At 54.7% G+C, this 22940-nt stretch carries 13 protein-coding genes and 1 pseudogene; 11 read left to right on the forward strand and 3 right to left on the reverse strand.

Going from position 1 to position 22940, the window contains the following annotated elements; genetic code table 11:
* Positions 1 to 180: 180 nt before the first annotated feature.
* Positions 181 to 1908, forward strand: a complete 1728-nt coding sequence (locus EPD59_RS08770) for a CotH kinase family protein (protein WP_133272448.1) — start codon at positions 181 to 183, stop codon at positions 1906 to 1908.
* Positions 1909 to 2030: 122 nt separating this feature from the next.
* On the opposite strand, the gene EPD59_RS08775 is transcribed toward EPD59_RS08770, so the two are convergent.
* Positions 2031 to 3575, reverse strand: a complete 1545-nt coding sequence (locus EPD59_RS08775; protein ID WP_133272449.1) for a hypothetical protein — start codon at positions 3573 to 3575, stop codon at positions 2031 to 2033.
* A 677-nt stretch (positions 3576 to 4252) separates the two neighbouring features.
* Between EPD59_RS08775 and EPD59_RS08780 the strand changes: the two genes are divergently transcribed.
* The 10 genes from EPD59_RS08780 to leuB all read left to right on the forward strand — a co-directional run bounded on the left by EPD59_RS08780 (position 4253) and on the right by leuB (position 16464).
* A complete protein-coding gene (locus tag EPD59_RS08780; protein ID WP_394347218.1) occupies positions 4253 to 4945 on the forward strand; it encodes an aminotransferase class IV in 693 nt (230 codons plus the stop codon).
* A gap of 21 nt (positions 4946 to 4966) precedes the next feature.
* Positions 4967 to 6808 carry a dihydroxy-acid dehydratase gene (gene ilvD / locus EPD59_RS08785; protein ID WP_317128498.1) on the forward strand — a complete coding sequence of 614 codons (1842 nt, stop codon included), beginning with the start codon at positions 4967 to 4969 and terminating at the stop codon, positions 6806 to 6808.
* A complete protein-coding gene (gene ilvB, locus EPD59_RS08790; protein WP_240731728.1) occupies positions 6702 to 8384 on the forward strand; it encodes a biosynthetic-type acetolactate synthase large subunit in 1683 nt (560 codons plus the stop codon). Before ilvD ends, ilvB begins: the two co-directional genes overlap by 107 nt.
* A 155-nt stretch (positions 8385 to 8539) precedes the next feature.
* A complete protein-coding gene (gene ilvN, locus EPD59_RS08795) occupies positions 8540 to 9145 on the forward strand; it encodes an acetolactate synthase small subunit (protein ID WP_133272450.1) in 606 nt (201 codons plus the stop codon).
* Between the two features lie 279 nt (positions 9146 to 9424).
* Positions 9425 to 10489: a ketol-acid reductoisomerase gene (ilvC, locus tag EPD59_RS08800; protein ID WP_133272451.1), complete on the forward strand. Its 1065-nt coding sequence runs from the start codon at positions 9425 to 9427 to the stop codon at positions 10487 to 10489.
* Complete coding sequence (ilvA, locus tag EPD59_RS08805; protein WP_133272452.1) at positions 10482 to 11756, forward strand: threonine ammonia-lyase IlvA; 1275 nt, start codon at positions 10482 to 10484, stop codon at positions 11754 to 11756. Before ilvC ends, ilvA begins: the two co-directional genes overlap by 8 nt.
* A gap of 433 nt (positions 11757 to 12189) precedes the next feature.
* Positions 12190 to 13356: a 2-isopropylmalate synthase gene (locus tag EPD59_RS08810; protein WP_133272453.1), complete on the forward strand. Its 1167-nt coding sequence runs from the start codon at positions 12190 to 12192 to the stop codon at positions 13354 to 13356.
* 1 nt (position 13357) lies between these two features.
* The gene (leuC, locus tag EPD59_RS08815) at positions 13358 to 14749 is read left to right on the forward strand and encodes a 3-isopropylmalate dehydratase large subunit (RefSeq protein ID WP_133272454.1); all 1392 of its coding nucleotides are present in this window, start codon (positions 13358 to 13360) and stop codon (positions 14747 to 14749) included.
* A 9-nt stretch (positions 14750 to 14758) separates the two neighbouring features.
* The gene (gene leuD, locus EPD59_RS08820; RefSeq protein WP_133272455.1) at positions 14759 to 15355 is read left to right on the forward strand and encodes a 3-isopropylmalate dehydratase small subunit; all 597 of its coding nucleotides are present in this window, start codon (positions 14759 to 14761) and stop codon (positions 15353 to 15355) included.
* Entirely contained in the window at positions 15343 to 16464 is a 1122-nt protein-coding gene (leuB, locus tag EPD59_RS08825; RefSeq protein ID WP_133272456.1) for a 3-isopropylmalate dehydrogenase, read from the forward strand. The genes leuD and leuB overlap by 13 nt, the downstream gene beginning before the upstream one ends.
* A 193-nt stretch (positions 16465 to 16657) precedes the next feature.
* Here leuB and EPD59_RS08830 read toward each other — a convergent pair whose 3' ends face one another.
* Both EPD59_RS08830 and gltB read right to left on the reverse strand, forming a co-directional pair.
* A complete protein-coding gene (locus EPD59_RS08830) occupies positions 16658 to 18127 on the reverse strand; it encodes a glutamate synthase subunit beta (protein ID WP_133272457.1) in 1470 nt (489 codons plus the stop codon).
* Between the two features lie 205 nt (positions 18128 to 18332).
* A pseudogene (gene gltB, locus EPD59_RS08835) lies at positions 18333 to 22846 on the reverse strand (glutamate synthase large subunit).
* Positions 22847 to 22940 lie beyond the last annotated feature (94 nt).

Here is a 22940-nt window from a genome sequence, read left to right on the forward strand (position 1 = left end):
CGAAGAGACAATTTGAATATCAAGCTATGCATATACTTGAAATACAATGACTTACCTAACTACTATCGATTTCTTATTTTAATTATATTAAACAGCTTTCTGGCATGCTTTTTAATAGCTGGGTTCAGTTATATAACCATACTCCTACGTTACCCTTTCCGAACTTAACACAAGCTGATTATGCAAAAACGCTTTACCACGAAGAGCCTGACTAGTATATTTATTCTTATAGCAGTTGCCACTATAGATACTTTAGCAAGTGTTAGTCTCACGGTTCCTGCGAAGTTCTACCACGTTGACGAAAAAAAAGATCTCATACTTGTCAATCAGAATATCAGAGATATTAATACGAATGGAGAAGGAAATATTAATGAAATTGTTCTTGATAAAAAATACAGTTTTATAGAGCCAATTGCATCTTTAAGTACGAACAGCTCTTATCGGGTAAAATTTGAGGAGCAAGTTTATAGCCTGTATTTTACTCAGCTTCCTGTAATTGAAATTGGCGCTAAGAAGGAAATAGTAGACAGCCCAAGTGTTTATGCTGGCTTCTCTATGTCAGAGCAAACAGGCGTGGTTACTGAATCGGCAATAGATATTGAAATCAGAGGAGCATTTTCGCAAACATTTCCAAAGAAATCATACGAAATAGGTTTCCTGACTGATACTATAACTGCTGAAGATCGTGACGTGCGTCTGTTGCAAATGCGCACGGATAATAAATGGAATTTGCAGGCTATGTATAATGAGCCATTGCGAATAAGAAGCAAGATATCAAATGAATTATGGCAGAATATTCATCAGATATATTATAAAGACAAAGAGCCTGAAGCGAAGAACGGCATAGAAATGGTCTATGTAGAGCTTTTCGTGAATAAGGAATATAAAGGGGTATATGCATTAAGTGAACGGGTAGACCGCAAGCAATTAAAGCTGAAAAAATACAGCAATGGCATAAAGGGCGAGTTATATAAGGGCGATAACTGGGGTGGAGCCGTAACCTTCACTGCTTTGCCACCCTTCGACAACAAAAACTTGCTCTGGGGCGGATTTGAGTATAAGCACCCTGAAGAAGAAACAGATTGGTCTAAGATTTACGCTTTCGTAGATTTTGTAAAGAATAGCCCAAGCGAGGAATTTTATCGTGACTACCAGAAAAAGTTTAGTTTTAATAATGCGGTCGATTATTTTATTTTTCTAAATTTATCCAGAGCTGCGGATAATACTGGTAAGAATATTTATATCGCTAAATATAAAACTGACGATCCATATTATTATGTTCCGTGGGATCTTGACGGGGTATTTGGTACTGATTGGCAAGGGTGGGATATAAATGTTACAAATGATATTCTGTCAAATGGGTTTTATGATCGTTTGATGCAAGACCGCTCAGTTAATGGCTTCCGATTTGCCCTAAATCGCCGCTGGGCTGAGCTAAGAGCAACCGTAATTACTGAAGAATTTATCATGTCTAAGTTTAGGAGAGATTACGATTATCTCTTAAATAATAACGTGTACGAGCGTGAGCGAATTACATGGAATGCATTTGAGCAAAACGAAGCGCAACTAACCTATATTAATACTTGGTTGAAAAATAGGTTAGAATATCTGGATGTAGCTTTTGGGAATGTGCTGGTTTCTTCGGATGTCGTTTTAAGTACTTCTACGAAAGAGGCGGATGCCGTTTTTCAAATTTATCCTAACCCCGCTAGCGACTATCTGACAGTTACTTTTGATTCAATGCCTTCTGAATTAATTATTCAGGATTTGAATGGTAAAGTAGTTTTGAAATCTTCTTTGATTGGTAAAACAAATAAGATTGCTGTTCACACTTTACGTAAAGGATTGTATGTAGCCACTGTGAAAAGTGATAAAAATATAAGGACACAGAAACTATTGGTGCAATAGTAAAGACCAGTAAAGTGCTATACGCCATCTAATTAGCTTATATGAAAGAAAAGCCCCCACGAGAGCGTGGGGGGCTTTTTTGTTGATACTACCAAAACTGCTATCTGATGGCTGGGCAATAGTTATTTCAACAGTAGAAACTTACGCTGAATAATCTCCTGCACGGGCACGTTTTCAATCTTACTTTCCAGCCAGGAAATAATGTCGAGGTAGAGAAATGGGCGTCGTTCAAAAGGGTTCGCGGCAATGCGAATAAGCTGCTCCTTGAGCTGCACAAACGCCTCCCTCAACTGAGAAGGGGCCACGTCGCCGAGATTGCGCAGAAACTGGAAAATGGCCACCTGCATCTGCTGCTGCTCGTTCATCTTACCCAAAAACCGATACACCGACTTGATTTGATACTCCAGATCCTCATCGCGGCCGGCCTCGTAGTGGGCAATCAGGTTGAGGATACGGGCAAAGCACTGAATGTCTTCGCGTAAGCTTACGTCCTTGTACTGAATGACTTTGGTTAGGTAATCGATGGCCTTATCGTGGTTGCCGCTACCGAAATACAGGCTGGCAATTTTGTAGTAAAACACCAGCCGTCGGTGCGGGTCGAGCTGCTGGCGAAAGTGACTGAGGTTGTCGAGTAGCTCGGGGATGATGGTGAGGCCCTCGGTGAAGCGCCCGCGCATGAAGTAGGCATTGATGCGGTTGGTGTACACGTACAGGAACAGCAGCATATCCGTGTTGGGGCTCGGGCGTCGGTCGGGGTCGTTGGCCAGCGCCTCCAGGTTATGGAGTACCTCGCTGAACTTGCTGTAATACTGCAGGTTGAAGAGCGAAATCAGTAGGTTGTGCAGGCCCTTCAGGTAGAGCATAAACTGCTGCTCCTGCTGGCCCGGATACTCAGCAAACAGATCGACCCACTTTTGCGCGTAGCGGTAGCAGGCGCGAAAGTTCTGGGTGATGGTGTGGTACCACACCTGCGCCTGATAGTAGTAGAGCTTCTCAAAAAAGCCCCCCGCGGTCAAATCAACCCCGGCTACGGCCTCCTGAAAAAGCTTGGTGATGCTTTCGGAGTCTTCCTGGTTGCGGGCATGGCCGATTTTCAGATACAGCCCGTACATGCGCAGCGACAGGTTGGACAGTTCGTGTTCCTGAGTCAGGTGGGCCACCGTGTCTCGTACCTCCGCCGATAAGTTCTCGGCCTTGCCACGCAAGCTGCGCGTGATATACTGCGACTCAATGAGCTTCTCGAAGTCGAGGGCCAGCAGCGCAATGTGGGGCATTTCGGCGTGGTGTGCCGCCACTTTCACTTTCTCCAGCATCTTCAGGCTCTGCTGATACAGACCGCGATTGTAGAGGACGCGGGCGTAATCAAGCTGTTCGCGCAACTGGATATCCAGGTTCTGGCCTAAGTGGTAGAGGCGCAGGCTGGCCAGCATTTGCTTGTACAAGTTGGCTTTCAGGTTAGCCAGCTGCACCTTTTTGATGGCCGGCACTTCCGTCAGCACGCGCTCCTCGTCGTAGCGCGCCTGCTCATCCAGCGCATCAAAAAGCTGTAGAAATTTCAAGCCCTCGTTGGAGCCCTGCCGGTTGGTAAATAGTCGAAAGTGCCGCTTTTCGGAGCGGGTTAAGGACTTAATTAACTGAAAAACCGGGTCAAGGCTTTCGTTAGGCATTGTATTCTGCTGTTTAGTAAATATCTGTAAAAGAGACGTTTATATATTAAAAAGTCGCATTTGGAAATAGTGGTTAAACTGAAATTTGTTTTTAGCCCACTAAACCGACGGTGCTACTTGCGTGCAGCTTACAGCAATGCAGTGCTCGCTTTCAAGCAAACTGCGACACTTAACCAACGTGCACAGTAGCATCGCAAGCTAAACAGAAAGCAGCACCTGCTTATTGCCCGCTAGCCGCTCGTCCTGACCGACAACTCAAATGAACTTACGTGCATAGTTGGGCTCCACTTTCCTGCATGCATCAGCACCACCGCTCCAGCCGCCATGCTTTTTACCGTCCTGGTCGTCATTCTGGTCATTATTCAGCTGCCGCTGGGCTGAAGGAGCTACTTCTGTTTTTCAAGAACAAGCCTTTCTAAGCCCCGCGCTCAGGAAGGCTTTTTACTGCTGACCACTTAACTCAAATTCACCGCTTCTATGTATTTTAAGGAAAACACTGTCGCTTTTGTTGATGGTGAGTTTGTTCAGGCCGATCAAGCTACCTGTAGTGTCTATGCGCAATCGTTGCACTACGGATATGCCGTTTTTGAAGGTATCAGAGCCTATAACACCCCCAGGGTTCCCAGATTTTTAAAGCGCGCGAGCACTACAAACGGCTGGCGTACTCGTGCAATACCGTGGGAATGCCGTTGCCGTATTCAGTGGAGGAACTGATTCAGATCAGCTACCAACTGCTGGAGAAAAACGACCTCACTGACGCGTACATCCGGCCGCTGGTGTACGCTGCTATGCCCAATATGAGTCTGAAATGCGCGAGCAGCAGCAACCTGCTGATGGCCGTGTGGGAGTGGGGCAAATACCTCGGCGACCAAAGCCTGCGCCTGACCATTTCGCCCTACGAGCGGCCCAATCCGAAAGCGGTGCCGATTGAGGCCAAAATATCCGGCCATTACGTCAACTCTATTATTGCCAGCTCCGAAGCCAAAGGCCGGGGCTACGACGAAGCGCTGCTGCTGGACATGAACGGCTACGTGGCGGAAGGGCCGGGGGCCAATTTCTTCTTTGAGAAAAACGGGGAGCTGTTTACCGCGCCGGCCGGAAGTATTCTGCGCGGCATCACCCGCAACACCATCATCGATTTGGCCCGGGAGGCGGGCATTACGGTGCACGAAAAGTTCTTCACGCCCGCCGCGTTGCAGGGCGCCACGGGCGCTTTCATGACGGGTACCGCCGCCGAGGTAATTGGCGTGTCTTCCGTGGACGAGGTCGTGTTCGAGACGCCTTTTCCAGATACTATCGGAGCCCAGTTGGCGCGCCGCTACCAGGCTTTGGTGACTGGTGCGTTAGCGCCAGCACTTTCCTCTACATAACTCCCGCTTAGAACCGCTTTCATGGCTCTCAACCCTTACAGTCGCATTTATACCCAAGACGACAGCCTGCCGGCTTCTCAGGCCATGCTCATTGGCTCTGGTCTGTCGGAGGCCGATTTGCGCAAGCCGTTCGTGGGTATTTGCTCCACCGGCTTCGATGGCAACACCTGCAACATGCACCTGAACGGCCTAGCCGATCAGGTGAAGGAGGGGGTGGGCGCGCACGGCATGGTGGGTCTGCGATTCAACACGATTGGGGTGAGTGATGGCATTACCAACGGCACGCCGGGCATGCGTTACTCCTTGGTTTCGAGGGAGATAATTGCCGATTCCATTGAGGCCATGGCCGCCGCGCACAACTACGATGCGCTGGCCTGCGTGGTGGGCTGCGACAAAAACATGCCCGGCTCGCTCATGGCCATGGCGCGCCTGAATCGGCCTTCGCTCATGGTGTATGGCGGTACCATTAAGGGGGGCAATTTTAAAGGTCAGCAGCTCAACATCGTCTCGTGTTTTGAGGCCTATGGGAAGAAGCTACAGAACGCTATTTCCGACGAAGATTACCGGGGCATTATAAACCACGCCTGCCCCGGACCGGGCGCCTGCGGGGGCATGTACACGGCCAACACCATGGCCTCGGCAGCGGAAGTCTTGGGCATGTCGGTGCCGTATTCGTCGTCGGCGCCGGCGGTAAGTGCGGCCAAGCGGGAGGAATGCCTGCACACCGGTGAGTACTTGCTGCGCCTGCTGGAAAAAGACATTAAGCCGCGGGATATTCTGGTGCGCGAAGCCTTCGAAAACGCGATGGTGCTGATTACCGCGCTGGGGGGCTCTACCAATGCCGTTATTCACCTCATCGCCATTGCCGACGCGGCGGGCGTGAAGCTGACGTTGCGGGATTTTCAGCAAGTCAGTAACCGGGTGCCCATGCTGGCCGACCTCAAGCCCAGCGGTAAGTACCTGATGGAAGACCTGTCGGCGCTGGGGGGCGTGCCAGCCGTGATGAAAACCTTGCTCAATGAGAAACTACTGACCGGCGACTTACTAACTGTAACGGGCAAAACCCTAGCGGAAAATCTGGCTGGCGTCGCTGCCTTAGGCGAAGAGCAGGATTTGCTGCGGCCCTTCTCCAATCCTATTAAGGCCGACGGCCACATTCAGATCTTGTACGGGAACCTGGCGCCGGAAGGCGCGGTGGCTAAAATCACAGGTAAGGAGGGGACCAAGTTTGTGGGTCCGGCCCGCGTGTTCGATTCGGAAGAGGAGCTGAACGAAGGACTAACCCAGGGGAGAGTTGAGGCCGGCCAAGTGGTGATTATCCGCTACGTGGGACCAAAAGGAGGGCCCGGGATGCCCGAGATGCTCAAGCCGACCTCGGCCATCATCGGCGCGGGTTTAGGCGACAAAGTAGCGCTGGTCACCGACGGCCGTTTTTCGGGCGGTACGCACGGCTTCGTTATCGGCCATGTGTGCCCCGAGGCCTACGACGGCGGCCCCATCGCGCTGGTCCGCAACGGCGACCAGGTAGTGCTGGATGCCGCCAACAATACGATCAGTGTGCTGGTGGAAGAAACGGAAATGGCGGCCCGCCGGGCCCAGTGGACGCCCCCGGCCGAAAAAGCCCCCGGGGCGTCCTGCGCAAGTATATCCGCACCGTGGGCTCTGCCAGTGAAGGGTGCATCACCGATTCATAAGCCAGACGATGTTCACGAAGGAAGAACCAGTCCAACTGTTGCAGGAAAAAGCCCCCCAGACCATGTCGGGAGCCGAAATGACGTTGCGCGCCCTGCTGGCGGAAGGTGTAGACACCATTTTTGGCTATCCGGGTGGGGCCATTATTCCCATCTACGACGCGCTTTTTGACTTCAAGGAAGAGCTAAACCACGTGCTGGTGCGCCACGAGCAGGGCGGAATTCACGCCGCCCAGGGCTATGCACGCGCTTCCGGCAAAGTGGGGGTGGTGTTTGCCACCAGCGGACCCGGCGCTACTAACCTCGTCACGGGCCTAGCCGATGCTTTGATCGACAGTACGCCGCTGGTGTGCATCACCGGCCAAGTATTCGCGCATTTGCTGGGTACCGATGCCTTCCAGGAAACCGATATTATCAACATCACGACTCCGGTTACCAAGTGGAATTATCAGGTAACGGAGGCGAGCCAACTACCGGAGGCGCTGGCCAAAGCTTTCTACGTGGCACGCAGCGGCCGACCCGGCCCGGTATTAATTGATATCACCAAAAACGCTCAGCAGCAGCAGTTTGGTTTTGCGGAGTACACGCCTTGCACGCACATCCGCAGCTACCGGCCCGCGCCCATTGTACGCCCGGAATACGTGGCTCAGGCTGCTGCGCTCATCAACCAAGCCAAGCGACCCTTTGTGCTCTGGGGCCAAGGAGTAATCTTGGGAGCGGCCGAGCAGGAATTTTGCGCGTTTATCGAGAAAAGCGGCATCCCAGCCGCCTGGACTATTCTGGGCGCCAGCGCGCTGCCCACCGATCATCCGCTAAACGTGGGCATGCTGGGCATGCACGGCAACTACGGCCCCAATGTGCTAACCAACGAGTGCGACGTACTCATTGCCATCGGTATGCGCTTCGACGACCGGGTAACGGGTCGCCTCGACAAATATGCCAAGCAGGCCCAGGTAGTTCACCTCGACATCGACCCCACGGAGATTGATAAAAACGTGGCCACCACCGTGCCCGTGTGGGGCGATTGTAAGGAAACGCTGCCCTTGCTCACCGCGCTGATTGAGCCGAAAAGCCACCCGGAATGGCGGCAGCGGTTCGAGCAGTTTCAGACCGAAGAAGTCGCCGCCGTCATCCAGGACGAGCTTTTTCCGACCTCGGATGAGCTGACCATGGGCGAAGTAATTCAGCAGTTAAATGAGCTGACTCGGGGCGATGCCATTGTGGTGACCGATGTGGGCCAACACCAGATGGTCGCCTGCCGCTACGCCAAGTTCAACCACTCACGCAGCAACATCACCAGCGGCGGACTGGGTACGATGGGGTTTGCTTTGCCTGCCGCTATCGGCGCCAAGTTTGGTCGCCCCGACCGCCCGGTGGTCGCCATCATCGGCGATGGTGGTATCCAGATGACGATTCAGGAGCTGGGCACCATTATGCAGACCGGCGTGGACGTCAAAATCATCATCCTCAACAACCAGTTTCTGGGCATGGTGCGGCAGTGGCAGGAGCTTTTCCACGACCGGCGCTACTCCTTCGTGAACATCGCCAGCCCCGATTACGTGACCGTGGCCAGTGGCTACAGTATCAGCGGCAAACGCGTTTCGGAGCGTGCAGAGCTGCAAAGCAGCCTCCAAGAGATGCTAGAGCATCCCGGCTCTTTCTTGCTGGAAGTGATGGTAACTAAGGAGAACAACATCTTTCCCATGGTGCCGCAAGGCTGCAGCGTCAGCGAAATCCGGCTGCGGTAGGCCGGCCTGGTACTGCAATTACCAAAATGGCCGTCATGCAGAGCGGAGCATCTCGCGTGTTTAATGGGATTACTAACCTCACATCAGCACGCAAGATGCTTCGCTGCGCTCGGCATGACGTTCACTAACAGCGGGATATAGGAAAAACAGAAATTATGACTGAGCAACCCATCGACCGGCAGGAATACAACATCACGGCGTACACCGAGAATCAGATCGGCTTGCTCAATCGCATTGCCATCATTTTCTCGCGCCGCAAAATCAACATCGAAAGCCTGAACACCTCGCCCTCTGAAATCGATGGGATTCACCGCTTCAACATCGTGATTCATGAAACGGAAGAGGTGGTACGCAAAATCGCCAAGCAGATTGAGAAGCAAGTGGAAGTGCTGAAAGTGTACTTCAACACCAATCAGGAAGTGATTTGGCAGGAAATGGCGCTCTACAAAGTGCCCACTGACGTCATCGCCGAAAAAGCGTCTGTGGAGCGCCTGTTGCGCGAATACGGTGCCCGCGCCGTCGTGATTCGCCGCGACTACACGGTATTCGAAACCACGGGTCACCGCGAAGAAACCGACAACCTCATCAAGGTGCTACAGTCCTACGGACTGATCGAGTTTGTGCGCAGCGCCCGCATCGCCATCATCAAGCACAGCGACGGCTTTAACCGCAAGCTGCGCGAATTTGAGCGCACTGAGCCGGGCTCGGAAGTCATTGAGAATGAGTTTCTCAATAGCCGCGACAAGGTCTTTACGATGTGAGAAATAACGTCATGTAGAGCAGAGTATAGCGCATTATCGCCCCCACTTTGTCTGTCATCCTGAGCTTGCGAAGGACCTTCTCGCAGCAAAACGAGTCGTGCCACTGCTATAAGGTCCTTCGCAAGCTCAGGATGACAATTAGCCTGGCAACGACCGCAGGCGAAATGCTTCGTTGCCACTTCAGGCGCGGAATTCTCAGCATGACGAATACTATTGCTAAAAAATCCCCCCAACCAACAGAAAAACAACTTCAAACCATAAAACTCAAACCCTAACAACATGGCAACCATCAACTTTGGCGGCGTAGACGAAACCGTAATTACCCGCGACGAATATCCGCTGTTCAAGGCGCAGGCCTATTTGAAGGACGAAGTAATTGCCGTGATTGGGTACGGAGTGCAGGGCCCCGGTCAGGCGCTAAACCTGCGCGACAATGGCTTCAACGTCATCATCGGGCAGCGCCAAGACTCGCCTTCCTGGGATAAGGCCCTGCAGGATGGTTGGGTGGAAGGCGAAACGTTGTTTTCCATTGAAGAAGCGGCGGAGCGAGGCACCATCATCGCTAATCTACTGTCGGATGCCGGTCAGATTGCGCTGTGGCCTACGCTGAAAGCCCGGCTCACGCCCGGCAAAACGCTCTACTTCTCGCACGGCTTCGGCATCACCTTCAACGACCAAACCAACATCATCCCGCCCACCGATGTGGACGTGATTCTGGTAGCGCCCAAAGGGAGCGGCACAAGCTTGCGGCGGCTGTATTTGCAGGGTGGGGGGCTAAATTCGTCGTTTGCCGTGTACCAGGATGCAACGGGCGAAGCGTATGAGAAAGCTATAGCATTGGGCATCGGAGTAGGATCCGGCTACCTGTTCGAAACCGATTTCAAGAAGGAAGTTTATTCTGATCTGACCGGGGAACGGGGCGTACTGATGGGCGCGTTGGCTGGAATCATCGAGGCTCAGTATCAAGTATTGCGGCAGCGCGGGCACTCGCCTTCGGAAGCCTTCAATGAAACGGTAGAAGAACTAACGCAGAGCCTGGTGCCGCTGGTGGGCGAAAACGGCATGGACTGGATGTTTAGCAACTGCTCCGTGACGGCTCAGCGCGGCGCCCTCGACTGGAAAGGCCGCTTCCGCGAAGCCACCTTGCCCGTGCTCAATGAGCTGTACGACAGCGTAGCCTCGGGCAAAGAAGCGGAGCGCACTATCCAGCGCGGCTCAACGCCTAATTACCGCCAGGAGCTGGAAGTGGAATTGAAGGAAGTCCGCGAGTCGGAGCTGTGGCAGACCGGCGCGACGGTGCGCCAACTTCGCTCCCTGAAAAAGACCCAGGAAGCCGATGCATAGCGAAACGATAGTCACTTCAGCCCCGGCAGTACTGCTGAAAAACGTGGAGCAAGCCGCCCGCAATTTGCAGGGCGTGATTTACGAAACGCTGTTGCAGCAAAATCTTGGCTTATCGGCCGCCTACGGAGCCACCATTTACCTCAAGCGGGAAGACTTGCAGGTGGTGCGCTCCTACAAGATTCGAGGCGCTTACAACAAGATTTCCACGCTGACGCAGGAGCAGGGCGCCCGCGACGTAGTGTGCGCCAGCGCCGGCAACCACGCCCAGGGCGTGGCCTACGCGTGCCAGCTGCTGGGGCTGAAGGGCTATATTTTCATGCCGGCCAATACGCCGGCTCAGAAGGTGAGCAAAGTGCGCCTGTTCGGCAAAGATCAGGTGGAGGTAATTCTAACTGGTAACACTTTCGACGACACGTTTACGGCTGCCAAGCACTTCTGTGATGAGCGCGGTAGCACCTTCGTGCATCCCTTCGACGACATCGCCATTGTGGAAGGTCAGGCCACCGTGGGCCTGGAAATTCTGCAAGCGGCGCCCGTGCCTATCGATTATCTTTTTATGCCCATTGGCGGTGGTGGGCTGGCTTCGGGTGTGGGGGGCGTTTTTCGGCAGCTGAGTCCGCATACCAAGCTCATTGGCGTGCAGCCCCAAGGCGCGCCTTCTATGCAGCAAGCTATTCAGGCGGGGCAACGGCAAGCACTCGTGAATATCGAGAGCTTCGTTGATGGGGCCGCCGTGAAGTGCCCCGGTGCCCTCACGTTTGAGCTGTGTCGGGAGCTGCTCGACGATGTAGTGCTGGTGCCGGAAGGGCAGGTGTGCGAAGACTTACTCAAAATGTACAATGAGGAAGGCATCGTGCTGGAGCCCGCCGGTACGCTGAGCATTTCCGCCCTTCGCCAATACGCCGAGGAAATCAAAGGCAAAACCGTGGTGTGCGTGCTCAGCGGCAGCAACAACGACATCACCCGGATGGAAGACATTAAGGAGCGCGCCATGCGTCACCAGGGCCTGAAGCACTATTTTATGGTCACCTTCAACCAGCGCCCCGGTGCCCTCCGCCGCTTCGTAAACCACGTGCTCCACCCCGACGACGACATTATTCACTTCCAGTACATCAAGAAAAATAACAAGGAGAAAGGCCCTGTTTTCGTGGGTATTGAAGTAAAAAAGCCCCACGAAATCGAAGGTATTCAGTCGCGGATGGAAGCCGAAGGATTCGCTTATGAATACCTAAATGGCAAACAGGATTTCCTGAGCCTGCTAGTGTAGGCTTATAATAGAACGTCATGCAGAGCAACGCGAAGCATCTCGCGTGCTGATGTTGCCAAAGTATTGTCATGCTGAGCTTGCCGAAGCATCTCTCCCGCAATGATAAACTCAACGAAGCGGGAGAGATGCTTCGACAGGCTCAGCATGACCGCCTTTTCGGTTGAGTTTACTATTCCAGCGTCAGCACGCGAGATGCTTCGCTGCGCTCTGCATGACGTTCTACTATGAATGAGTGACTTATAATTAACATAAATTATAGTCAATTTAGACGTTAGCTATTGTATTTATTGTGATTATTATTAATTGATTTTCAATGTGTTATAAGTTAATAAGCCTGAATTAGAAATAGTAGGCTCCTGAAAAATTCGTTTCTCATCCTACGTTTTGCCGGTGTACTTGCGGACAGCTATTCGCTTCAAACGACTCCGACTATATGGCAGCTGAGAAAATACGAATCTTCGATACCACGCTGCGCGACGGCGAGCAAGTGCCAGGCTGTAAGCTAAACCGCGACGAGAAACTGATTATCGCGGAGCAGCTGGAACAGCTTGGCGTTGATGTTATTGAGGCTGGATTTCCCGTTTCCAGTCTTGGCGACTTTGAGGCGGTGCAGGCTATTGCGGCCCAAACCCGCGAAGCCACCGTTTGCGGTCTGAGTCGGGCTGTGGAAAACGATATTCGGGTAGCGGCTGATGCGCTGAAACCGGCGCGTTATCCGCGCATTCATACCGGTATCGGAACCTCCCAATCGCACATTTTGCACAAGCTTTGCAGCACGCAGGATGAAGTGCTGGAACGCGCCGTAGCGGCCGTAAAGCTGGCTAAATCCTTCGTGGAAGACGTCGAGTTTTATGCTGAGGACGCTGGTCGTACCGAGAATACCTATCTGGCTCGCGTGTGCGAAGCGGCTATTAGGGCCGGCGCCACCGTGCTGAATATTCCAGACACCACCGGCTACTGTCTGCCCGATGAGTACGGCGCCAAAATCAAGTATTTGCGCGAGAACGTGCGTGGCATTGAAAAGGTCTGTCTGTCAACGCATTGTCATAATGATTTGGGACTTGCCACGGCCAATTCTATTGCTGGCGTGATGAATGGCGCCCGCCAGATCGAGTGCACCATCAATGGGGTAGGGGAGCGGGCTGGCAATACGGCGCTGGAAGAAGTCGTCATGATTTTGCGTCAACACCCTTACCTCCAACTCGATACCAATGTTATTTCCCAGCGCTTGGCTGACACTTCAGTGCTGGTTTCAACCATGATGGGAATGCCGGTGCAGCCCAATAAGGCTATTGTAGGTTCCAATGCCTTCTCCCATTCCAGCGGCATTCACCAGGACGGGGTAATCAAAAACCGCGAAACCTACGAAATCATCGATCCACGCACGGTGGGTGTGGCCGATTCTTCAATTGTGCTCACGGCCCGCTCAGGACGGGCGGCGCTGGCGTACCGACTCCAAAAACTAGGCTATGAATTTGACCGTCCGGCGCTCAACAAAGCATATGCTTGCTTTATGCAAATGGCTGACCGTCAGAAGGAAGTGGTGGATAATGATCTGCACTTATTAGTGGAACAAGAAAATTTGGTAGCAGCTAATTAACATGGGCAAATCGTTAGTTGATAAAATCTGGGATGCGCACGTGGTGAAGGCCGTGGGCGACTTGGAGGTGTTTTACATCGACCGCCATCTCATTCACGAGGTGACGAGTCCGCAGGCGTTCGATGAACTCGTGGCCCGTGGTTTGACCTTGCACAACCCCAGCCAGATTGTGGCCACCGCCGACCACAACGTACCCACGCGCAACCAGCACTTGCCGATTCAGGACCCGCTTTCGCGCTCCCAGGTAGATAAGTTGACCGAAAACTGCGCCAAGCATGGCGTTGAATTATTTGGCTTAGGTCATGAATACCAGGGTATTGTACACGTCATTGGGCCCGAGTTGGGCATTACTCAGCCCGGTATGACTATCGTGTGCGGCGACAGCCACACCTCGACTCATGGCGCTTTTGGCGCCATTGCTTTTGGTATTGGTACGAGCCAAGTGACGCAGGTAATGGCCTCGCAATGCCTGCTGATTAGTCGGCCCAAGCGCATGCGCATCACTGTGGATGGTGAGTTGCGGCCGGGCGTCATGGCCAAAGACTTGATTTTGCACGTGATATCCCAGCTCGGGACGGGCGGCGCTACGGGCTACTTTGTGGAGTATGCGGGCAGCGCCATCCGGGCTTTGAGTATGGAAGGCCGCATGACGGTGTGCAATATGAGCATCGAAATGGGGGCCCGCGGGGGACTTATTGCGCCTGATAAAACTACGTTTGCTTACCTAAAAGGCCGTCCCTACGCCCCGCAAGGCGAGCGGTGGGAGCAGGCCGTGGCGTATTGGCAAACCCTCTATTCTGATGCTGACGCTAACTTCGATGCGGAACTGAAATTCGATGCGGGGGGCATTTTGCCCATGATTACCTACGGCACCAATCCGGGAATGGGCATGGCGCTGAGTGGCACTATTCCGTTGCAGGTGCTGGAAGGTGAAGCAGCAAGCTTCGATAAGTCATTGAATTACATGGGGTTTGCTCCCGGTGAGTCGTTGCTGGGCAAGCCGATTAACTACGTGTTTATCGGCAGTTGCACCAACTCGCGCATTGAAGATCTACGCACGGTGGCGGCTTACGTGAAGGGCAAGCACAAGGCGCCGCACGTGGAGGCCATCATTGTGCCCGGCTCCAAGCAAGTGGAAAAGCAGGCCATTGCGGAAGGGCTTGATCAGGTGCTGACTGCTGCTGGCTTTGAGCTGCGCGAGCCCGGTTGCAGCGCTTGCCTGGCCATGAACGACGACAAGATTCCGGCGGGTGCCTACTGCGTTTCTACCTCTAACCGCAACTTCGAGGGACGCCAAGGACCCGGTGCCCGCACATTGCTGGCTAGTCCGCTGGTAGCGGCTATTACTGCGGTGGAAGGGCGCATCGTGGACATTACCAAGTACTTAAACTAGGCCGCGCCCATGGAAAAGTTTCAAACCCTCCGCTCAACGGCCGTACCGCTGCCCATCGAAAACATCGATACGGACCAGATTATCCCGGCTCGTTTCCTCAAAGCCACAACCCGCGAAGGTTTCGGCGCCAACCTGTTCGCCGACTGGCGCTACACGGCCACCGGCCAGCCTAAAGAGAGCTTTGTGTTGAACGATGCGCGCTACGGGGGGCAAATTTTGCTGGCAGGCAAAAACTTCGGCTGTGGCTCCAGCCGCGAGCATGCCGCTTGGGCGCTCTACGATGCTGGTTTCAAGGTGGTCATCTCCAGCTACTTCGCGGATATTTTCAAAGGGAATGCCTTGAATACCGGGCTGTTGCCGCTGCAAGTTTCGGATGAGGTGCTGCAACGACTTTTCCGGCAGGTAGAGCTGGAGCCGCAGACCCAGCTGGTCGTGGACCTGCCCACGCAGACGCTCACGGTGCCCGTGTGGGAGGAAAGCATCTGCTTTGCGCTGGATCCCTACAAGAAAGAATGCCTCATCAATGGGTACGACGACATTGATTTTCTCATCAACCAAAAAGCGGCCATTGCGGCCTACGAACAGCAGCGACCATGGGCATACTAAGAAAGCGAATTGTAGTATTAGCCGGTGACGGCATCGGCCCGGAAGTGTGTCAGGAAGGCGTAAGGGTGCTGAAAGCCATTGCGGAGCGCTTTGGCCACGAGTTTATCTTCGACCACCAGCTCATGGGTGCCTGCGCCATTGATGCCACCGGCGACCCACTGCCCGAAAAAACGCTGGCTGCCTGTTGGCAGGCCGATGCGGTGCTGCTTGGGGCCATCGGCGACCCCAAGTACGACAACAACCCCGCGGCCAAAGTACGCCCCGAGCAAGGCCTGCTGAAGCTGCGCAAGTCGCTGGGCCTCTACGCCAACATTCGCCCCGTTACGGCCTACGACCGGTTGCTAGAGCACTCACCCCTCAAGAAAGACCGAATTCAGGGCGCCGATATGCTCATCTTCCGGGAGCTGACGGGGGGTATTTATTTCGGTGAAAAAGGCCGCACGGAGGATGGTGCCGCCTATGACCATTGCACCTACAATCGGGAGGAAATTGCCCGCATTGCTCACCGTGCTTTTCAGGCCGCTGATAACCGCCGGCAGAAACTAACACTGGTTGATAAAGCCAACGTGCTGGAAACGTCGCGCTTATGGCGAGAGGTAGTGCAGGAAATAGCCCCCCAGTACCCCAACGTGGTCGTCGATTACCTGTTCGTGGACAACGCGGCCATGCAGCTTATCCTCAACCCGCGACAGTTCGACGTGATTCTTACCGAGAATATGTTCGGCGACATCCTCTCCGATGAAGCTTCCGTCATTGCCGGCTCCCTGGGCCTGCTGCCTTCTGCCTCCGTCGGCGACCAGATTGCCTTGTTCGAGCCTATCCACGGCTCTTTTCCGCAGGCCAAAGGCAAAGGCATTGCCAACCCCATTGCCACTATCCTTTCCACTGCTATGCTGCTGGAACACTTTGGTCTACAGGCCGAAGCTGACTGCGTGAAAGATGCGGTAAATAATGCACTGGAAAGAGGTGTGCTGACTCCCGAACTGACCGCTGGCGTGCCCTACACCACAGAGCAAGTGGGTAGCTTCATTGCCTATGGCGTCCTGGATTTGCAGGATTGTCAGTTGCACAGAAGCAACATTGAAGTCGGCCTAAGCACGATTATATAGAGACTAACCAGAACGTCATGCAGAGCGGAGCGAAGCATCTCGCCTGCTGATGACTGATTAGTAATCCTGGTAAACACGCGAGATGCTTCGGCTCCGCCTCTGCATGACCGCCTGTTAGGTTGAAACGAAAAAAGCCCCCCGGCATACTACAAGAGTATGCCGGGGGGCTTTTTTGACTCCAATACTCATTAGTTTAGGCAAACATGCCCACTGCGTTCTTGCTTGGCAGAGAAGTTTTGCCGGTCAAAAACATATCAACGCGGCGCGCTGCTTCACGGCCTTCCGAAATGGCCCAGACCACCAACGACTGCCCGCGGCGCATGTCGCCGGCCACGAATACATTGGGTAGATTAGTTTGATAGGTATTTTCCGGGGCGCGCACGTTGCCGCGCTCGTCTAAGGCCACGTTCAACTGCTCCAGAAGGCCTTCATACTGTGGAGACGCAAATCCTAAGGCCAGCAGCACCATGTCGCAAGGGATTTCGCGCTCCGAACCTTCGATTTCCTGAAAGGCGATGCGGCGGCCGAGTACATCGGTTTCCCAGGTTACGTCGGTGACGAGTACGGCCCGTAATTGTCCCTGCTCATTACCCAGAAATGCCTTAGTATGGATGCCCCAGTAACGGTGGCAGCCTTCCTCGTGGGAGGTGCTGGTGCGGAAAATGGTGGGGTAGCTGGGCCAGGGCGCGTGCGCGGGTCGGTCGGTGGAAGGCTCGTGCATGAAGGCAAATTGCGTCACCGAGCTGGCCTGCTGCCGGTTGGCCGTACCCACGCAGTCGGAGCCTGTATCGCCACTGCCAATCACAATTACCCGACAGTCAGTGGCCAAAATAAGATCATTTGTGATGGGCAACTCACTCACCCGACGGTTGTGCTGGGTCAGGTAATCCATGGCGAAGTGAATGCCAGCCAAATCTCGACCCGGAATGGGCAGGTCGCGGGGCACGAGGGCGCCGCCCGCCAGCACTACGGCATCGAACGTGCGGGTAAGCTCCGTGGCGGGCAGGTCTTTGCCGATTTCGGTGTTGCAGCGGAACACGATGCCGTCTTCCTCCAGCAGTAGAATGCGGCGGTCAATTACCCATTTGTCCAGCTTGAAATCGGGGATTCCGTAGCGTAAAAGCCCCCCAGGCCGGTCGTCGCGCTCAAACACGGTTACGGAGTGACCCGCCTTGGCTAACTGCGCCGCCGCCGCCAAGCCCGCCGGACCCGAGCCAACCACCGCTACCGTCTTGCCTGACTTCAGAATGGGTGAAGTGGGCCGCACGTAGCCTTTGCTAAACGCAATTTCAATGATGTGCTTCTCAATTTCCTCAATGGCCACCGGCTCCCGGTTGATGCTTAACACGCACGCTGATTCGCAGGGCGCCGGGCAAATGCGGCCCGTAAACTCGGGGAAGTTATTGGTCGAAGACAGAATCTGATACGCCTGCTCCCAGTCGTGCTGGTACACCGCGTCGTTGAACTCGGGGATGATGTTGCCCAGCGGACAGCCCGCGTGGCAAAACGGAATGCCGCAGTCCATGCACCGCGCCGCCTGATGATTCAACTGCTCCTCAGAGTACTTGCCGACGAATTCCTGGTTGTGCGCCACCCGTTCCTGGGGCGCGGCCTTGGGGGGCAATTCTCGCTCAAATTCCTTGAATCCTGTGATGTGCGCCATCGGAAGAGAGTTATGTAGAGACGCGACACGTCGCGTCTCCTCGTTGAACGACTGGTTTTGAGCAGTTAATTAATTTCGCCCGTCATGCAGAGCGCAGCGAAGCATCTCGCGTGTTTGGTTGAGTTACTATTGCAACATCAGCACGCGAGATGCTTCGCTGCGCTCTGCATGACAGTTACGCGAGGAGACGCGACGTGTCGCGTCTCTACACCGTTGCGTACCGCGCCTTTTGCAGCACCTTTTTGTATTCGGAAGGAAAGACCTTGACAAACTTGCCCGCTTCTTCGGCCCAGCTATCCAGCAGATAAGCCGCAAGCTGACTTTGGGTAAGCTGGACGTGCTTGCGCAGGAGCGCCCGAATCTGATCCTCATCGTCCGAGTCCAGCGGGTCCAACTCTACCATTTCGGTGTTGCAGTTATCGGGGAAGCTGCCGTCGGGGTCGTATATCCAGGCTAGGCCACCGCTCATGCCAGCGGCGAAGTTGCGGCCGGTTTTGCCCAGAATAAGGGCGCGGCCGCCCGTCATGTACTCGCAGCCGTGGTCGCCTACGCCTTCCACTACGGCCGTAGCGCCAGAATTGCGCACCGCAAACCGCTCCCCGGCCTGGCCCCGCACAAACAGCTCACCAGAAGTCGCGCCATACAAGGCTACATTGCCGATGATGATATTTTGCTCGGGCACAAATTGGCTATTGGGCGAAGGAAAAATGACCAGTTGGGCCCCCGACAAGCCTTTACCGACATAGTCGTTGGCCTCGCCTTCCAGCGTAAGCGACAAGCCTTTGACGCTGAATGCGCCGAAGCTCTGCCCCGCCGAGCCACTAAACCGGAAGTTGATGGTATTGTGCGGCAGCCCCACCGCGTGGTAGCGCTTGGTTATCTCGTTAGAAAGCAGCGTGCCGATGGTACGGTCGATGTTACGCACCTTGAAGGAAGCAAAAACCGGTACGCCTTCTTCCAACGCGGGTTGAGCATGTTGAAGCAGCTGCCAGTCGAGAATCTCGTCCAGGCCGTGGTCCTGGGTTTCGCTGTTATATAAAGTGCCCCCGAGGGGTTGGCGGCTGGGTGAAGCAACCCACTGAGGTCCAGGGTGCGAGCCTTCCAGTGGGTTATTTCGCGCACCTTCAAAAACTGCGTCCGGCCAACCATCTCGTTCACGGTGCGGAAGCCCAACTCCGCCATGATTTCGCGCAACTCTTCGGCCAGGAAGCGGAATAGGTTCACAATGTGCTCCGGCTGACCTGTGAACAGCTTACGCAACTCTGGGTCTTGGGTAGCTACACCTACGGGGCAGGTATTAAGGTGGCATTTGCGCATCATCACGCAGCCGCCCGCAATGAGCGCAGCAGTGGCTACGCCCCATTCTTCGGCGCCGAGCAGGGCGGCAATGGCCAGGTCGCGCCCGGTTTTGAGCTGGCCATCGGCTTGCAGCACCACGCGGCTGCGGAGCTGGTTGCGCAGCAAAGTTTGGTGCGCTTCCGCTAGGCCCAGTTCCCAGGGTAAACCGGCGTGCTTAATGGAGCTCATGGGCGAAGCACCCGTGCCGCCGTCGTAGCCGGCAATGAGAATCACGTCGGCGTGCGCTTTGGCCACGCCCGCCGCAATGGTACCGACGCCCGCCTTCGACACCAGCTTCACGTTGATGCGGGCGGCGCGGTTGGCATTTTTTAGGTCGAAAATCAGCTGGGCTAAATCCTCGATGGAGTAAATGTCGTGGTGAGGTGGGGGCGAAATCAGGCCTACGCCGGGCGTGGCGTGGCGCACTCGTGCTATCCACTCATCGACCTTATGGCCAGGGAGTTGGCCGCCTTCGCCGGGTTTTGCCCCCTGGGCCATTTTGATTTGCAGCTCGTCGGCGTTGGTGAGGTAATGGGCCGTGACGCCGAAGCGAGCTGAGGCAATCTGCTTGATACCGGAGCGCATAGAGTCGCCATTGGGCAGGGCCTCGTAGCGCATCGGATCTTCGCCGCCCTCGCCCGTATTGCTCTTGGCCCCAATGCGGTTCATGGCAATAGCCAGGGTGCTGTGCGCCTCGTGCGAGATGGAGCCAAACGACATGGCTCCCGTCGCAAAGCGCCGCATGATGTCCTCGACGGGCTCCACCTCATTGAGGGAAATTGGCTCGCGGTGGTGGGCAAAATCCAGCAGGCTCCGGATGCTGAACAACCGATCAGTTTGCTCATTGAGCAGACGGGCATAGCGCTGATAGGTTGCGTAGTTGTTGGTGCGAGTGGCGTGCTGAAGCAGGTGCACCGTTTCAGGGTTAAACATGTGCGCCTCGCCCCGGCGCCGCCACTGGTACACGCCCCCGTCGGGTAGCAGTTGTTGCTCCTCGGGGGTAGTGCTTTTGAAGCCCTGAAAGTGCTTATACAGCGTCTCCCGGGCTATTTCATCGAAGCCTAACCCGCCAATGCGCGTAACGGCCCCAGTGAAACAGTGGTCTACAACTTCCTGGTTGAGGCCCAGAATCTCAAACACCTGCGCGCCGTGATACGATTGCAACGTTGAGATTCCCATTTTAGAGAAAATCTTGAGCAAGCCATCGCACACGGCCTTGACGTAGTTTTTGACCAGTTGCGGATGAGCTTCCGGCGAGTCAAATTGCCCCCCAGCCTGCATGGTTTGGATGGTAGACAGGGCCAGATACGGATTGATGGCCGTAGCTCCAAACGCCAGCAGACAAGCAAAGTGATGCACTTCCCACACGTCGCCGGCTTCGACCACCAGTCCCACCGACCCTCGATACCCCTTGCGGATAAGGTGGTGATGCACAGCCGATACCGCCAGCAGCGACGGAATAGGCGCATGCTCCGAATCCAAAGCGCGGTCGGAGAGAATAAGCACCTCAAACCCATCGCTCACCGCATCCTCCGCGTAGCGACACAGCCTGTCGACGCCATTTTGCAAAGAGCCAGGTTTGCCATCCGCCTTGAAGTAGCTCATCAATGTTTTTGCGTGAAACAGGCCAGTATCGATGCTGCGCAGCTTTTCCAACTCGTGGTTAGTCAGGATGGGCTGATGCAATGCCACGCAGTGACAGTGCATTTTGTCCTCGTCGAGGATGTTGCCGTTGTTGCCTATGAACGTGGCCAAACTCATCACCAGTCGCTCCCGAATCGGGTCGATGGGCGGGTTAGTGACCTGGGCAAAAAACTGCTTGAAGTAGCTGGAAAGGTGCTGGGGCTGGTCGGAGAGCACCGCTAGCGGCACATCTACGCCCATGGACCCAATGGGCTCTTTGCCCTCCACGGCCATGGGCGTGATGATGCTGTCAATATCCTCGCGGGTGTAGCCAAATACTTGGTGGTATTTGAACACCGATTCGGCCGATAAATCGGTGAACATCTGGCGTGGTTCGGGCAACTCTTCTAACCGAATCTGGTACTCGTTTAGCCACTGCCCGTACGGCTGCTGGCTGGCGGCTTGGGCTTTCAGCTCCTCATCGGTGATAATTTGCCCCCCAACAGTATCCACGAGCAGCATTTTGCCGGGCTGCAAGCGGCCTTTCTGCACAATCTTGGAATCGGGAATAGGTAAGACGCCCGCCTCCGAAGCCACCAGCACGCGCCCATCATTAGTAACCACGTAGCGCAGGGGCCGCAATCCATTGCGGTCGAGCATGGCCCCGATCATCTTGCCATCGGTAAAGAGCAAGGCCGCCGGACCGTCCCAGGGGCCCATAAATGTGGCGTGAAATTCGTAGAACGCCTTTTTCAGCGGGTCCATCTGGGTGTTGCCGTCCCAGGCTTCGGGCACGAGCATCATCATCACATGGGGCAAGGAGCGGCCCGAGTGCAGCAGAATCTCAGCAATGTTGTCGAGGCAAGCGGAGTCCGACTGATTGTTGTCGATTACGGGCAGCAGCATGTCCATTTCCTCGGCCGAGAAATAAGGAGAGACGTAGGAGCGAAGGCCGGCATAAAACCAGTTCAGATTGCCCCGCAGTGTGTTTATCTCGCCATTATGGGCCAGTAACCGGAACGGATGCGCCAGCTTCCAGGATGGAAACGTATTCGTGGAAAAGCGTGAATGCACCATCCCAAACCCCGACGTCACGCGCGAATCGGACAGGTCGGGGAAGTAATGGCGCACTTGATAGGTGGTCAGCTGGCCTTTGTACACAATAACACGGCAGGAAAGCGAGGCGAAGTAGAAATCATCTGCCGCTTCCGGCACCGCTTCTATAACCGTTTTCGTAATCAGCCGCCGCAGCACAAATAGCTTACGCTCAAAGTCTTCACTAGTGGTAATGCCGGTTGGCCGCGCCACAAACACTTGCTCCATGACGGGCTCCGCTGCTAAGGCCGTCTGCCCAATACCAGTTGGGTTCACCGGGACCGGCCGATACCCCAGCAGCTGGAAGCCCAGCTTTTCAGCAGCGGCATTAATAATAGAGCGGCAGGATTCGCGCTGGGGGGCATTTTTGGGCAAAAACACCATGCCCACCCCATAGCAGCCCGGCTCAGGCAACCGAATGTTGAGGGCCGTGCACTCTTCCAGAAAAAACCAGTGCGGCACTTGCAACAGCAAACCGGCTCCATCGCCCGAATCGGAGTCGCAGCCACAGGCGCCGCGATGCTCCATGTTTTCCAGCATGGTCAGCGCATCCGCAATCGTTTGGTGCGACTTATGGCCGGTGAGAGAAGTGATAAAACCGGTACCACATGCATCATGCTCAAATTCGGGGCGGTACAGGCCTTGCGGGTCAGTAGATTTCATCACCAGAAGTAGGGCGTTAGGGTTCTATCGTGCTGAGCATGGAGCAGCAGCACAGGGTTATAAGTGAGGCAGTACCAAAAAAGAAATAGGTACC

This window comes from Hymenobacter radiodurans (assembly GCF_004355185.1).
GTDB lineage: Bacteria > Bacteroidota > Bacteroidia > Cytophagales > Hymenobacteraceae > Hymenobacter > Hymenobacter radiodurans.